This is a genomic window from Companilactobacillus bobalius, from assembly GCF_009764355.1.
Genome location: NZ_LNUA01000032.1, coordinates 468,253 through 482,593 on the forward strand (window position 1 = coordinate 468,253; position 14,341 = coordinate 482,593).

Consider the following 14,341-nt stretch of genomic DNA (forward strand, 5'->3'; position numbering starts at 1 on the left):
TTTATTTTATAATCGCACACAATTCTATTTGTAGATTATATCACGACTTAATGTTGAGAACGTAATTGCTTAAGAGTATCTTGAAAAATTTTTGGAGGTTCAATCGAAAATTGCATCCACTCATGGGTCCTTGGATGTTCAAATCCAAGTGTTTGCGCGTGTAAGAATTGTCCCTTACCGGGCAAAGTATTCTTAGGACCATACAGAGGATCTCCCGCAACAGGATGACCAATATACTGCATGTGAACTCTGATTTGATGAGTTCGGCCAGTTTCCAATTTTAATTTTAGTAATGAATAGTCTTCAAATTGTTCTAAAACTTCGAAATGAGTAACCGCATGACGACCGTCTTCTACAACAGCCTGTTTCTTGCGATCAAATTTGGATCGACCTAATGGTGCCGTGATCTTACCCTTTTTCTCTTTGAAGTTACCGTGAACAATTGCCAAGTATTCACGTAAATTACTCTTATCTTTTAACTGTTTCATCAATGATTGTTTGGCCAGATTGTTTTTAGCAATCATCAAAAGACCGGAAGTATCTTTATCGATACGATGTACAATTCCTGGTCGGATAACGTCATCATCATTGATTTGACAATGGTATAAGATGGCATTTACGAGTGTTTTATCTGGATGACCTGCGGCTGGATGAACTACCATCCCTTGAGGTTTGTTAACGACAATAACATCTTGATCTTCGTAAACGACTTCAATTGGAATATTCTCTGGAACAGCCTTGATCGGTTCTTCTTCGGGAATATTAACCGTAATTTTGTCGTTGGCTACAACTTTTTGACCAGTTTTGCTAACTGGCTGGCCGTTTACTAAAACGTTTTGATCCTTAATCAATTTTTGAATCTGTGATCTTGTTAAATCATCTAGTTCACCGTTTAAATAGGTATCCAAACGACTCTTTTTTGGTTCATTATATTCTAATTCGAAAGACTTACTTATTATTTTTCTCACCTGCTAATTGGACAAACAAAGATACAATTATTAATATTACACCAATCGTAATATAAGTGTCCGCTAAATTAAATATTGGGAAATTCATAAAATCTAAATTAAACATATCTACCACAAAATGTCTAGTAAAACGATCAATTGCATTACCAATTGTACCAGCTAACAGAAAAATCAATGCAAATCGATACATATATTCGTTTTTTGCAGCTTTAATAAAGAGATAGACTAGAACAACTACTGCAATAATAGTAATCAAGTAAAAGAACATCATTTTACCTTCAAGCATACTCCAGGCTGCACCGGTATTTGTGATATGTGTAATGGAAAGAATTCCCGGGATGAATTCATGGACACTCATTGGAGCAATATTACTAGTGACATAATATTTTAGTCCTTGATCACCAATAACTAAGATTGCGCAAAGCAACCAATAAATCAACTGCACTAGAATAATCCTCCGATAGTTCCTTCATTATCAACGTCCATATTCAAAGCAGCTGGCTTCTTTGGTAAACCTGGCATTGTCATAATGTTTCCTGTCAATACGACGACAAATCCAGCTCCTAGCTTTGGAACGATGTCAGTAACATGAAGTGTAAAGTCTTTAGGACTACCTAGACGTTTAGGATCATCACTAAGTGAATACTGTGTTTTGGCGATACAGATTGGTAAATCATCCCAAGCATTGTCCTTCAAAGTTTGTAGTTGATTACGAGCTTTCTTGCTGTACTCAACATTGTTAGCTCCGTAAACTTCAGAAGCAATCGTAGCAATCTTAGCTTCAGTAGTTTCTTCATCTTCATAAAGACGTGTATATTGTGATTCTTTTTCAGTTGCCTTAACGACAGCCTTTGCTAAAGCTTGACCACCTTTACTACCTTCATGATGAATTTCAGCTAATTGAACGTCAACACCTAATTCGTCACAAAGACTAGTTAAGAGCTTAATTTCATTATCAGTATCGGTAGCAAATTTATTGATAGCTACGACAACTGGAACGTGATAATAACGCATGTTATGAATGTGACGTTTCAAGTTCTTGAAACCAAGATTCAAAGCATTGAGATCTTCATTTTGAATGTCACTAAGAGCTTGACCACCGTTGTACTTCAAAGCACGAATAGTAGCCACAATGACGATGGCATTAGGAGCATGGCTCAATCTAGGGGCAACAATGTCCATAAACTTCTCACCACCAAGATCGGCACCAAATCCAGCTTCGGTAACAGCGTAGTCACCTAACTTCATAGCTAACTTAGTAGCTAAGATACTGTTACATCCATGAGCAATATTAGCAAATGGACCACCATGAATGATTGCTGGTGTATTCTCAAGTGTTTGTACTAAATTAGGTTTTAGAGCATCTTTTAACAGAACTGTGATTGCACCTTCAACGTGAAGATCACGAACGAAGATTGGCTTCTTATCAAAAGTATAAGCGATAAGGATACTTGAGATTCTTTCCTTCAAGTCATCAATATCTTGTGCTAAACAAAGAACGGCCATTAATTCACTAGCAACAATAATTTCAAAATGTTCTTCACGAGGCATTGAGTTGAAAGGACCACCTAAACCAACGACGGTATTTCTTAATGCACGATCATTGATATCTAAGGCACGCTTCCAAACAATACGGCGAGGATCAATATTCAATTGATTTCCTTGATGAATGTGATTATCAATTAAGGCTGCTAAAGTGTTAACAGCACAAGTCAAGGCATGCATATCACCAGTAAAATGTAAGTTGATGTCTTCCATAGGAACAACTTGAGCATAACCACCACCAGTGGCCCCACCCTTCATTCCCATTACAGGACCCAATGAGGGTTCACGTAAAGCTAAAACAGTCTTTTTACCAATTGATTGTAAGGAATCAGCTAATCCAATAGCGACAGTTGATTTACCTTCTCCAGCTGGAGTTGGGTTGATCGATGTAACTAAAATAAGTTTTCCATCGTCTTTTTCCATTGATTTGGTAATGCTACGACCAGAAAACTTAGCTTTATAGTGTCCATATGGTTCAATATCATCTGGTGTCAAACCGATTTTATTGGCAATTTCGTTAATATTTTTCATATTATCGTGCTCATTTATTTGAGCAATTTCGATATCACTTGGAAATGACATTGCTTTCACCTGCTTCTTTTCTAATTAATTTTAAAATACCCTTTGTGGAAGTAATCTTAAATGGAAAATAGTCGTGATTACTGAAATTAAATTCCAAAGTCCATTGGTTATTTGCCCTAATGTTAACATCTTTACTCTCGAAAATACGTGTTTTGTAGTAAGGTTCCTTAATAACAACTTGACCATTTGTAAACTTTACCCAAGAGTTAGATATAATATAGATTACATAGACAGCGTCTAAAATCCAAATTAAAAATGGAATAATACTCAAAGACATTATCTCCAATTGTAAAATAATCCCCAAACATACAAGACTAAGTGCAAGCGACCACATAATTATCCCCCATGGTCCTACTGGTTGAACAAAATGTTTCTTTGACATAATTTCTCCTGAAAGGTTTTTAATAAATATGATTAAATTGTACACCGATGCCGGATTAAATACTAATTTAAATCTAGGCGTCGTTAGCTTTGTAATAAGGATTGATAACAAAATTTATACTGATGCGCAGATTCAGAATTTTGATGACAATCATTTTTTAGAATTCTTGGCATTAAAAATAGCTTTAACCAATATTATAAAAAAGGGTTGGAATGATGAGATAGTTCTAATTCATTCTGACAGTCAAATTGTAGTTGATAGCGTTGAGAAGAAGTACTCTAAGCACTATCAACCTATATTGAATGAAATTTTGCAAAATCTAGAACAATTTCCTAGCTATTTCATTAAACATGTTGCTGACAAAGATAATCGTGAAGCTCATGCTTTAGTTCATCAAAAAATGTTGACTGTTCGTAAAAATCACCGTTAATTTATTTCTAAATTTTGATAACTGTGCTAGTATTAAAGCGTTTCCAATTCAGATGAGGAGGTACTTTTTATGTACTACGTTGTTATGAAAGATCGCGATATTCGTGATAACCTTGCCACCGAACAATATTTGATGAATAATGTTGAATTCGATGAGCCCCTAGTTCTCTTTTACATTGAAAAACCTTGTATTATCGTCGGTCGTAATCAAAATACGATTGAAGAAATAAATAGTGACTATATTGCTGATAATCACATCACTGTCACTCGTAGAATTTCTGGTGGTGGTGCCGTTTATCAAGATTTAGGTAATCTTTGCTTTAGTTTTGTAGTTGATTCAGATGATAAGAATTTTGGTGATTTTAAGTCATTCACGCAGCCAATTATTGATGCACTTCATCAAATGGGTGCAACCACTGCTGAAGTTTCTGGTCGAAATGATTTACTAGTTGATGGTAAGAAATTCTCTGGTAATGCTATGTATTCTAGAAATGGAAAGACATTCTCACATGGAACACTATCACTTGATGTGGACTTAGATGTCTTGACTAAGGCATTGCATGTTCAAAAGGATAAGATTGCTTCTAAAGGTATTAAATCAATTAGAAGTCGAGTAACCAACTTACGTCCATATTTAGCACCAGAATATCAAGATCTGACAACTGAACAATTCCGTGACAAATTGTTATTAGAATTATTCCATGCCAACAATTTGGATGAAATCAAAGATAAGGAATACATTGTTACTCCTGAAGATCAGAAGCAAATTGATAAGATCAAAGAAGAATACTATTACAACTGGGATTGGGTTTACGGTAAATCCCCTGCTTTCACTGCTAAGCAAAGAAAACATTTTGATATGGGAACTGTCGATGTCCGTTATAATATTGAAAATGGTAAAGTCGGAAATATCGAAATTTATGGTGATTTCTTTGGTATGAAAGATGTTAACGATATTAAACAAAAATTATTGAATATTAAATTTGACCGTGAAGATGTTTTAAAAGTATTAGATCAATTTAATTTAGATGACTATTTCAAAGGTATTCCTGAAGTCGAACTATTAAAACTATTTACGCCATAATTTATTTATATACATAAAAAAGTGGATTGAGAAAAATAATTCTCAACCCACTTTTTATTTTTGGTATCATTATCCTTAATGAGGGGATAAAAAATGATTAATGAAACAGTATTAGACCAAGGACACAAACTAGTAGATGTTCACTCAACTAAGAATCTAAATGATTCCGATCGTACATCATTGATTGAAAACTATAACTTGACCAATGAGATTCTAGATTACGCTGATGATGAAAATGAACGAGCTCGATTTGAATACGACGAATACAGTCAAACCTTTTTGATTGTTTACAATGTTCAAAATGAAAATGAGCAAAGTGATGATCTTTCACAGAGAGTCTTACCCATTTCCTTTGCTATCAAGGATAAACAACTTTTCTTGTTCACAAACGACGCTACTCACTATGTGAGAGATTATCTTCTTTATGCGAAGAAAAACTTTAGTGAAGGTAAAGAAAATTTGTTGTGGGAACTTATTTTTCACACCTTTGATCAGATTTCTAGTGATTACAGCGATCAAATTAGCGAAACTGATTCCAAGAGAAACAAAATTCAACGTTTGATCAAAAAACATCATTCTTCCGAAAATCAAATTTTGGATTTGGCCGAATTACAAGACCTAACAACGTACTTGAGTACTGCCATTAGTGGTAATGCGACGGTTCTTAATGAAATAGAACTCATTTCTAGTGGTAAGGTTCAACAACTACATCTTACTAAAGCTACACATGAACATCTTCATGATTCAGTCATTGAAATTGAACAAATCAAAAACCAAGTTAACCTGAGTTCCGATATTATTGATCGTATTTCTAACACTTACAATAATATTTTGAACAATAGAACAAATACGACCATGAAGGTGCTGACAGTTTACACTATCATTTTAAGCATCCCCACAATCGTATCAGGTTTTTACGGTATGAATATGAAATTACCTATTGCTGACCAAGAATGGTCTTGGATCTTTTCATTAATCATTACCATTGTTATTATTTTAATTATTCTTTGGGACTTACACAGACGCAATAGTCTCTAATGTTTAGCCCAATATTGGTACATATCAGTTCTAATAGAACCATTGTAAAGCTTACGTTTCTTAGTAGCTAATTCACCATAGTATTTTTCAAATTCAACATCACTAGTCAAAATATACTTATTCCAAGTGGGAGCGGTCGAGAAGACTTCTCCCATTTCTTTGTATAGTTTTCTTACTCCAGCCATGTCACTCATACGTTGACCGTAAGGAGGGTTAGAAATGATTGTTCCATACTCCCCTTCAATCTTCAAATCCTTAACGGCAATTTGTTTAAATTGAATATCATGTAGAACACCAGCATCATGGGCATTCAGTTTAGCTACGTCGATCATTGAACCATCAATATCACTAGCAAAGATATCCAAATCAAGATCTTTTTTAACACCAGCCTTAGCTTCTTCCTTTAAGTTAGCAAGAATCTTAGGATCAAACCAGTCGAAATCCTCAAATAGAAAGTGACGTAAAATGCCAGGTGCGATATTTTTGGCCATACGTGCGGCTTCAATCGCAATAGTACCTGAACCTGTTGTTGGATCCATGAAAGGATCTTCCTCGGGATGCCAAACAGTTAAAAGAATCATGGCAGCCGCAAAGTTTTCTTTCAAAGGAGCAGCACCGTGTTCAACACGATAACCACGCTTGTACAACGATTCACCAGTTGTATCCAGGGTTACCTCTACAACATCTTTATGAATACGAGTTTCAATTTGAAATTTTGCACCAGTCTCAGGTAAACGTCCACGACGCATGAAAATATCGGCCATCTTATTAACAATGGCTTTTTTAGTAATAGCTTGAATATCACGTTCTGAATGTAATTGTGATTTAACAGTTCTAGCCTTGATAGGGAAAGCTGCATTTAAAGGTAGCCAATTATCCCAATCGATTGCATAAACTTTATCGAATAGTTCTTCGAAAGTTGTTGCCTTGAAAGTACCAATCAAAATCTTAATTCGATCGGCACTTCTAAGCCACAAGTTAGCCTTAGCAATATCTTCGTATTCACCGTCAAAATAGACCTTACCATTCTCGGTCTTTGTATCGTATCCCAAATTCTGTAATTCTTTTGCGGTTACAGATTCAAAGCCGCTTGACATAGTCGCAATTAATTTCATATTGCTCCCTCTTAATTTAATTTTTAATTGATTGTATAAAAAAAGGACGAACAAGTCGTCCCTTTGCCTCGATAAACTCCTATAGGCCACGTTCTGTTCATGTGTTAGGCTGGCAATCCTAACACAGTTAGTAATCATCTATCTACAATTAAGCCTTCACAGTAGATTCATTTCTCGTTATGAAGCGCCCCTACCAAAGTTTGGGTTGCCCGCTTGCGGGGTTTACCTCGTTCCACCATTGCAATTTCTCACAATAATTCGTCTCTGTGGCACTTTCAAGCTATTAACACATAGTCAAAAGACCTTAGTGCTTTCGCTGCCGTTACCCTAAGGTACCTTGGCTTATTGGGCCAAGCACAAACACTGCAAGCATCTCAGCTCGCGCGGGCGTGGACCTTCCTCAGCCTAGATAACTAGACCGCGATTACTCGTAATTTACCGACTTGAATAGTATACACTAAAATCTGTTAAAATTGTTATTATTATTAAAATTATTTTGATTTTGTCCAGAATTACCATTCATAGGGCGATTTCCTTGAAAATTATTTTGGTTGTTAAAGCCATTATTCATATTAGGATTGATCTCAGTATGACCACTTTCAACCCCGTCATGATTATTCATGTTGTTAGGAACAACAGCTGATGCAAATTGTTTAGCACCGTCATTGTTACTTTCGGGAACGCCATTAGCAAAGTCATGACCAAAGACACGTTTTTCAAGATTAGAAAGGCGTCTTAAAATATCATAATTAGTTGAAGCCTCAGCAATTGAGCTTGAAACTGGTTTTTGTTGTGGTTGTGGTCTTCTGTTTTGAACTTGAGGTCTATGTTGTTGTGCTGATTGATTTGCATTCATACCACGTGATTGCATTAAACTCTCATTTTCAGCCTTTAATTGACCAATTTCATTTGTAAAAGTTTCGTAGTCCTTAATAATACCATCTAAGAATTGATCAACTTCGTTAGGGTCGTAACCTCTCATCTTTGTCTTAAATTCTTTTTGCAAAATATCGTTAGGTTGGTAGTTTAAGGCAAATTCATTGCCACCATTATTGCCGTTGTTACTACCGTTTTGGTTCATTCCATTCATATTGTTCATTATTAAACACCCCAGTGTTAATTATTATTCTAAAAACGACTGAAACTAGCTATCTGATAACATATTAGCAAAATCCTGCATAGAATCAAAATCTATTAATTCCAGTTGATAATCAGTTCCACCATCCTGATAAGATTTAATAGCCTCATAGTCATACTTTGGCTTACCACCGCTATCGGGATCGTAGAAAATCAAAGCTCCGTTTGTATGTTGTAGCATAAAACTTTGCCATACTCTTAATTGTCTACCTGAATGATAACTCATATTGGAAACTTTGTTGACATAGTCAGCGTTTCTTAAAAAATTTTTTAGTAATAGCTGATTGTTCTCATTCCACTTATTTCCAAATTCAGCATATGGTAATATCACTGCATGTCTTATATTATAGCCTTTTTTCTTAACTTCTTGTATAGATTTACCCACAATTTGTTCTGTTCCTAATTGTGCACCAGTAATTATCCATTCTGTTCCATTTTCGGCATAATTAATTAGTCTTTCTTGAAAAAAGTCTTGAATTACTTTGGCTTTTGGGTCATCATCTTTAAAAATACCTAGCTCAAAAGATCGATAACCTGTTACCCATAAATTTTTTAGCATAAAGAATTCTCCTCTAATTAATATTTTCGGCATCATGGTATAATTTGCACAGTGGGAGTTGATATTTTGAAGATAAACTATCCTGATGGTCGAACTTTTAACAATAAACCATCACAATCTCCTCTTAGTGAAACGAGCGCCAAAAAGAAAATGATTTTTGGTGATCGTGGTATGACGCTTGAGGAAGAGATTAATGAAAGTAATAAGTATTATCGTAGTCACGATATAGCGGTAATATATAAGAAGCCAACGCCGATTCAAATAGTTAAGGTAGATTACCCTAAAAGAAGTAAAGCTGTCATTAGAGAAGCTTACTTCCGCCATGCTTCTACTACTGATTACAACGGCGTGTACAATGGCTATTATGTTGATTTCGAAGCTAAGGAAACTAAGAATAAGAATATTTTTCCGTTGAAGAATTTCCATCAGCATCAAATTGATCATCTTAAAATGTGTCAGAAACAAGGTGGCATTTGCTTTGTCATTATAAAATACGTAGAATTAAAACGCTATTTTGTAACGCCTGCTGATGAAATCTTTTTACACTGGGATGCTCAAAAAAATGACGGTCCCAAATCAATACAGTTGAAAGATATCGTCAACAGTTCCATCGAAGTCAAGTCAGATTATAATCCTACTTTACCCTATATTAATGCTGTTCAACAGTTAATCGAAAGTGGGAAGGAGAAAAAATGAAGAATAAGAATACCAGTATATTAACCTTCAAAAATATTTTAAAATGGATTTTGTCCATTGTGGCTGTTCTAGCCGGAATATTCTTGTTTGTCTTTGTATACTACGCCTTCAGTGCTCCCGCGGTTAGTCAAGAAAACCTCCAAAGCGGTGGTTCCTCAACAATCGTAGATTCCACTGGTAAGCAGATTGCGTCTTTAGGCGATAATAAGAGAAATTACGTTACGATCGATAAAGTTCCACAACAAATGGAAGACGCTGTTGTCTCCATTGAAGATAAGAATTTCTATAATGAACCATTAGGTATTGATCCTGTCAGAATTGCCAAATCAGCTTTTAATAATGTTACTAAGGGAACTCTTCAAGGTGGAAGTACTTTAACACAACAATTAGTTAAGTTAACGGTCTTCTCTACTGAAACCAAAGATCAAACCTTTAAACGTAAGATGCAAGAAGCTTGGTTAGCTATGAGAGTTAGTCAAAAATTCTCTAAGCAACAAATCCTTGAATTCTATATGAATAAGGTTTATCTGAATAATGGTATCTATGGTGTTGAAACCGGTGCTAAATACTATTATGGCAAGAATTTGAAACAACTTAGTTTACCTCAAATGGCTTTGTTAGCCGGTTTGCCAAATGCTCCAAGTAATTACGATCCCTATACTCACCCAACCGAAGCTAAGCAACGTCGTGATTTAGTTATTCAAGCAATGTATAACAATAATAAGATCACTAAGGCTCAGGCTGATGAAGCTATGAATACACCAATTACTTCCGGACTACAACCATATAAAAAAGTAAGCAACAGTAATAATTCTAAACGAATTGTCGCTGATCCTTACATCAAGGAAGCAATTACAGAAGTTAAGAAGAAAGGCTTTGATCCATATCGTGATAATCTAAAGATTACTGTTAATATGGATTACGATGCTCAAAAACGTCTTTACAATATTGTAAATTCTTCTAACTATGTATCCTTCCCCGATTCAAAAATGCAAGTTGGTGCAACTGTGGTTAACCCTAATAATGGTAAAGTTGTGGCCATGATTGGTGGACGTAATCTAGGTAATGTTCAATTTGGTTTGAACCGTGCTGTTCAAACTGGACGTAGTAATGGTTCTACAATGAAGCCTTTACTTGACTACGCTCCAGCTATTGAAAATCTAAACTGGTCTACATATCATCAACTTGAAGATACCGAGTATACTTATGCCGGTACTAATATTCAATTGAAGGACTGGGATGAGCAATACGAAGGTCAAATGAGTATGCGTAAGGCTTTAGTCAACTCGAGAAATATTCCAGCTGTTAGAGCTTTATCAGCTGTCGGTCTTTCTAATGCCAAGAGCTTTGTTAAAAAATTAGGAATTACAGTTAAGGACAAAGGTTTGTCAGTTGGTATCGGTGGTAATGTTTCATCACTTCAAGGTGCAGCAGCTTATTCTGCCTTTTCTAATGGTGGTACATACTATAAACCATATTATGTTTCTAAGATTGAAACGGCTGATGGCATTACCCATACTTATGGTAAAAATGGTAAGCAGGCGATGAAAGATTCAACGGCTTATATGATTACCGATATGCTTAAGGGTGTTCCTTCAAGTTATGCTACATATGCTAATATTTCCGGTTTACATCAGGCTGGTAAGACTGGTACAACTAACTACGATTCTAATTCTATCGCTCAAAACTCAGCTTTGAGTGGTACAGCCAGAGATTCGTGGTACAACGGTTATACAAAGAATTATTCAATTAGCGTTTGGACCGGTTATGATTCTCCAAATCAGAACGGTATTTCATCCACATATCAAAGTGTTGCTGGAAAGATTTATAAGGCTGAAATGAGTTACTTAGCTGAGAACACTAACAGCAATCCTAACTGGAAGAAACCAAGTTCCGTTGTTTCAATGAGAATTCAGAACTCTGGTTCAGAAACACCAATTGTTGCCTCCCCTAGTTCCAGTTCATCTAGTTACACTAAAGAGTTATTTGTGAAAGGACATGCACCATCAAATCCATATAAGGATTCTGATTATTCCTCAAGCAGTGCATCTAAGTCCAGCAGCAATGAAGTAACGACAAACAATCATTCAAGTAGTTCATCAGAATCAACTGATTCTGATAATGATACAACTGATAAAGATAATACTGAAACAGGTACAGGTACAAGTTCCGATAGTAATAGTAGTGATAGTGATAACACAACAACCAATAATTCGAGTGACTCATCTACTACAAATAATAACTCCAATACTGGTAATACAAATTCCAATAATAGTAACAATACTAATACAGGAAATAGTAATAACAGCAATAGTGGTGGTACCTCAACTAATAATAATTCCGGTAGTGATAGTAATAACTCATCTAATACTGGCGATTCAAATAGTGGTGGTACAACTAATAGTAATACTGGTGGTTCTACTAACAGTGGAGCTACTACTAATGGATCTTCAACCGATAGTTCTAATTAGTGGTTAAATGAAAAATCCGCATTCAGCTTTTTATGTTGAGTGCGGATTTTTTTGACTAATTAATTATTGTGTAATGAGATACTTTATTAAAATATTGTTGTCTTCTATATGCTTAGTTTGTGACTCTATATGGTACTTATCAGAGATATTTAAATGATAAGTTATATTCTTGGGAATTTGTAATTGCAGTTCAATTTGTTGATCAACCCTTTGCCATTTTGTTTGAATAATCCCAGAAATAGTTTTCAACTGACAGTCAACATGATTTGTTTCAGTATCAAAATAAGGTCTAATACTGATATCAGAGCAACCAACAGATGAATCGCTTATTTGTATTCCACCGAGTGCTTCATAATACCACTGGATATAGCTTGAGAACATTGCGTGATTAGCAGAAGAATGTTTACTTCTGAATGGTTCTGATAAAACTTGGTTTCCGTTATTTAGCATATTATAAAAGCCAATTTCACTTTTTTGTGTAAGCCAATTACTTACAATTCTATCGCAATTATTTTCATGAAGAACACGGTACAATATTGGCATTCCAAATATTCCGGCAGTAAATAATCCCTTATCTTTCTTTATTTGTTTAATTAAAGCAGATAGAAGCTTCTTTTTGTCGCCTAGATTTAATAATAATGCAAAGGCTAGACCACTTTGTGTTCCTTGGCCCAAAGTTCCATCTTCATTTGTAAATTTGGTTTTGATGGTTTTAATTAATTGTTTTTTTTCAACATCAATTTCATTAATATCAGTGATTTTGTTTAAAACTGTTGCCAAACGTTCTATAAGAATACTGAAACTAAGAATTGTACAATAACCAATTAATAATTTATCTGGTGTTTTGTCATAAAAGTTTTTGACAAGAATGCTTCCGTGATCACCTATACAATTATTGGCTAGTTGATCAACTGGAATTGATTGTAGATAATCATATTGCTTTTTAGCAGCATCATAGTATTTATTTAATAAGGCTTTGTCACCATAAAACTGGTAATGCTTCCATAGAAGATATGGCAAAACCAATTGCCAAAGGATAGGTCCCTCGCCTTGGCCAGTTCCATTAGTTTGAATGCCCATATATGGTGCCGTTTCGGGGATACCACCATTTTCTGTTTGTTCAAGTACGAAGTCGGAGATAGTTTTTTCATAGAACTTTTTAAGATCGAAGCTATATAAGTTAGAATTGGCCAATGCAACTATATCACCGCCGTATTGCAATCTTTCACGAGCACAATCTTCAAAAACTGAATGTACATTATTTAATTTTGTTCGCATTCCGGCAACAAATAACTGGTTTAAATAATTGTTGTCTGTTGATATTGTTCCGACTCGTTCTAAGTCAGTATGTACATAAGTACCCTTGATTTCAGATAAAGTATGTTTGTTAATATTAGAAACTAAAACATATCTAAATGAGTGGTATGAGAATTTATTTTCAAATGTTTGGATACCCTCGTGACAAATTATTCGATCCTCTTGAATAGCCTTTTTGGGGGCTCCTGGACCGCCAGTGATTTCAGATATTTCTCCTATATTGCCGACATACGAAGTATTAAATAATAATTTTCCGTTTTCCATGGTTTCACTATATTTTAAAGAAATATTTTGATTTTGATGTCCATTAATCGTTAACTTCATGAATCCGCTAATGGTCTCTCCAAAGTCAATTAATACATCGTTACCAACTTGCGAAACCTGTAATGGCGCGACAATTTTTGCCTTTTTTACTTTAGGAATGAAACTGGCACGCATATTCTTTTGATCTTTTTCATCAATAGGAACCTCAATTGCAGGGTTATCACTAACTTTTGATTGTGTGAAGTTAACGTGTTCTCCTAAGTATAAATTGTTCATCGTAATTATCCCTTGATGAACCATCCATTCCGTATTAGAAAATTGAATTAGTTCTTCGTTATCGAATAAATTAAGTATAAACTTTGGTTCCCCTATTCTTGATAAACGTTGGCGCAAATTATATTTGCCGAATAAATTTAATGGTGATGGATTATACATTCCATTTCCCAATTCAACTTCAATTTCATTTTTCCCATTCTTGGTTAAATCAGTGATGTTATATTCGTCGTAGTAAATTCTTTTAGAAAAGTCAGTCCAATCATTATTCAATTCAAAATTACCGACACGATTGCCATTAACATGAACAATATAATATCCTAATGCGGCAATCTTTAATTTAATGTTATTTAAATCTGTGATTTCAAAAGTTTGTGTGAAGATTGGATTAGGATTTTGCAAATAATAATTGCGATTATCAGGTCCATAGTCCATTTGAGGAGCTTGTATCCAATTACCGATGAATTCTTTGTTACTCATT

Annotated in this window: 13 protein-coding genes and 1 other RNA gene; 5 read left to right on the forward strand and 9 right to left on the reverse strand. The window is 34.9% G+C overall.

Translation table 11 applies throughout. The annotated features are described in order from the left end of the window. Nucleotides 1-47: 47 nt before the first annotated feature. Genes ATN92_RS09420 through ATN92_RS09435 form a run of 4 tightly spaced genes read right to left on the reverse strand, consistent with a single transcriptional unit; the run spans nt 48 to nt 3,477 of the window. Nucleotides 48-956 carry an RluA family pseudouridine synthase gene (locus ATN92_RS09420; protein ID WP_056952984.1) on the reverse strand — a complete coding sequence of 303 codons (909 nt, stop codon included), beginning with the start codon at nt 954-956 and terminating at the stop codon, nt 48-50. Beyond that, the gene (gene lspA, locus ATN92_RS09425) at nt 949-1,413 is read right to left on the reverse strand and encodes a signal peptidase II (RefSeq protein WP_056952515.1); all 465 of its coding nucleotides are present in this window, start codon (nt 1,411-1,413) and stop codon (nt 949-951) included. The genes ATN92_RS09420 and lspA overlap by 8 nt, the downstream gene beginning before the upstream one ends. Next, on the reverse strand, nt 1,413-3,095 hold the full coding sequence (locus ATN92_RS09430; RefSeq protein ID WP_056952516.1) for a formate--tetrahydrofolate ligase: 1,683 nt from the start codon (nt 3,093-3,095) through the stop codon (nt 1,413-1,415). The genes lspA and ATN92_RS09430 overlap by 1 nt, the downstream gene beginning before the upstream one ends. Further along, nucleotides 3,079-3,477 carry an EbsA family protein gene (locus tag ATN92_RS09435; RefSeq protein ID WP_056952518.1) on the reverse strand — a complete coding sequence of 133 codons (399 nt, stop codon included), beginning with the start codon at nt 3,475-3,477 and terminating at the stop codon, nt 3,079-3,081. Before ATN92_RS09435 ends, ATN92_RS09430 begins: the two co-directional genes overlap by 17 nt. A 28-nt stretch (nt 3,478-3,505) precedes the next feature. On the opposite strand from ATN92_RS09435, the gene ATN92_RS09440 reads away from it, so the two are divergent. The 3 genes from ATN92_RS09440 (at nt 3,506) to ATN92_RS09450 (ending at nt 6,028) form a co-directional block, all read left to right on the forward strand. Beyond that, nucleotides 3,506-3,907, forward strand: a complete 402-nt coding sequence (locus tag ATN92_RS09440; RefSeq protein ID WP_056952520.1) for a reverse transcriptase-like protein — start codon at nt 3,506-3,508, stop codon at nt 3,905-3,907. 69 nt (nt 3,908-3,976) lie between these two features. Then, complete coding sequence (gene lplA, locus ATN92_RS09445) at nt 3,977-4,990, forward strand: lipoate--protein ligase (protein WP_056952521.1); 1,014 nt, start codon at nt 3,977-3,979, stop codon at nt 4,988-4,990. A gap of 93 nt (nt 4,991-5,083) precedes the next feature. Further along, nucleotides 5,084-6,028 carry a magnesium transporter CorA family protein gene (locus tag ATN92_RS09450; protein WP_056952523.1) on the forward strand — a complete coding sequence of 315 codons (945 nt, stop codon included), beginning with the start codon at nt 5,084-5,086 and terminating at the stop codon, nt 6,026-6,028. Here the strand turns inward: ATN92_RS09450 and ATN92_RS09455 are convergent. The 4 genes from ATN92_RS09455 to ATN92_RS09470 form a co-directional block, all read right to left on the reverse strand. Next, nucleotides 6,025-7,143 carry a THUMP domain-containing class I SAM-dependent RNA methyltransferase gene (locus ATN92_RS09455; protein ID WP_056952525.1) on the reverse strand — a complete coding sequence of 373 codons (1,119 nt, stop codon included), beginning with the start codon at nt 7,141-7,143 and terminating at the stop codon, nt 6,025-6,027. The two genes, ATN92_RS09450 and ATN92_RS09455, sit on opposite strands and share 4 nt — an antisense overlap. A 77-nt stretch (nt 7,144-7,220) precedes the next feature. Beyond that, an RNA gene (gene rnpB / locus ATN92_RS09460) (RNase P RNA component class B) lies at nt 7,221-7,579 on the reverse strand. Between the two features lie 21 nt (nt 7,580-7,600). Then, nucleotides 7,601-8,242, reverse strand: a complete 642-nt coding sequence (gene gpsB, locus ATN92_RS09465) for a cell division regulator GpsB (protein WP_234032565.1) — start codon at nt 8,240-8,242, stop codon at nt 7,601-7,603. A gap of 45 nt (nt 8,243-8,287) precedes the next feature. Next, the gene (locus ATN92_RS09470; protein ID WP_056952528.1) at nt 8,288-8,839 is read right to left on the reverse strand and encodes an SLOG family protein; all 552 of its coding nucleotides are present in this window, start codon (nt 8,837-8,839) and stop codon (nt 8,288-8,290) included. A 66-nt stretch (nt 8,840-8,905) separates the two neighbouring features. Between ATN92_RS09470 and recU the strand changes: the two genes are divergently transcribed. Together recU and ATN92_RS09480 are read left to right on the forward strand one after the other, a co-directional pair. Continuing rightward, nucleotides 8,906-9,535, forward strand: coding sequence for a Holliday junction resolvase RecU (gene recU, locus ATN92_RS09475; protein ID WP_056952529.1), 630 nt, complete (start codon nt 8,906-8,908; stop codon nt 9,533-9,535). Beyond that, nucleotides 9,532-12,006: a transglycosylase domain-containing protein gene (locus ATN92_RS09480; protein ID WP_056952531.1), complete on the forward strand. Its 2,475-nt coding sequence runs from the start codon at nt 9,532-9,534 to the stop codon at nt 12,004-12,006. Before recU ends, ATN92_RS09480 begins: the two co-directional genes overlap by 4 nt. A 63-nt stretch (nt 12,007-12,069) precedes the next feature. Here the strand turns inward: ATN92_RS09480 and ATN92_RS09485 are convergent, their stop codons facing one another. Then, nucleotides 12,070-14,340 carry a family 78 glycoside hydrolase catalytic domain gene (locus ATN92_RS09485; RefSeq protein WP_056952533.1) on the reverse strand — a complete coding sequence of 757 codons (2,271 nt, stop codon included), beginning with the start codon at nt 14,338-14,340 and terminating at the stop codon, nt 12,070-12,072. Nucleotide 14,341 lies beyond the last annotated feature (1 nt).

Excerpts from the sequence above, each read along its gene's own strand:
- ATN92_RS09430 (WP_056952516.1), bottom strand. The coding sequence starts at position 3,095 with ATGTCATTTCCAAGTGATATCGAAATTGCTCAAATAAATGAGCACGAT.
- ATN92_RS09435 (WP_056952518.1), bottom strand. The coding sequence starts at position 3,477 with ATGTCAAAGAAACATTTTGTTCAACCAGTAGGACCATGGGGGATAATT.
- ATN92_RS09440 (WP_056952520.1), top strand. The coding sequence starts at position 3,506 with ATGATTAAATTGTACACCGATGCCGGATTAAATACTAATTTAAATCTA.
- lplA (WP_056952521.1), top strand. The coding sequence starts at position 3,977 with ATGTACTACGTTGTTATGAAAGATCGCGATATTCGTGATAACCTTGCC.
- ATN92_RS09450 (WP_056952523.1), top strand. The coding sequence starts at position 5,084 with ATGATTAATGAAACAGTATTAGACCAAGGACACAAACTAGTAGATGTT.
- ATN92_RS09455 (WP_056952525.1), bottom strand. The coding sequence starts at position 7,143 with ATGAAATTAATTGCGACTATGTCAAGCGGCTTTGAATCTGTAACCGCA.
- gpsB (WP_234032565.1), bottom strand. The coding sequence starts at position 8,242 with ATGAACAATATGAATGGAATGAACCAAAACGGTAGTAACAACGGCAAT.
- ATN92_RS09470 (WP_056952528.1), bottom strand. The coding sequence starts at position 8,839 with ATGCTAAAAAATTTATGGGTAACAGGTTATCGATCTTTTGAGCTAGGT.
- ATN92_RS09480 (WP_056952531.1), top strand. The coding sequence starts at position 9,532 with ATGAAGAATAAGAATACCAGTATATTAACCTTCAAAAATATTTTAAAA.
- ATN92_RS09485 (WP_056952533.1), bottom strand. The coding sequence starts at position 14,340 with ATGAGTAACAAAGAATTCATCGGTAATTGGATACAAGCTCCTCAAATG.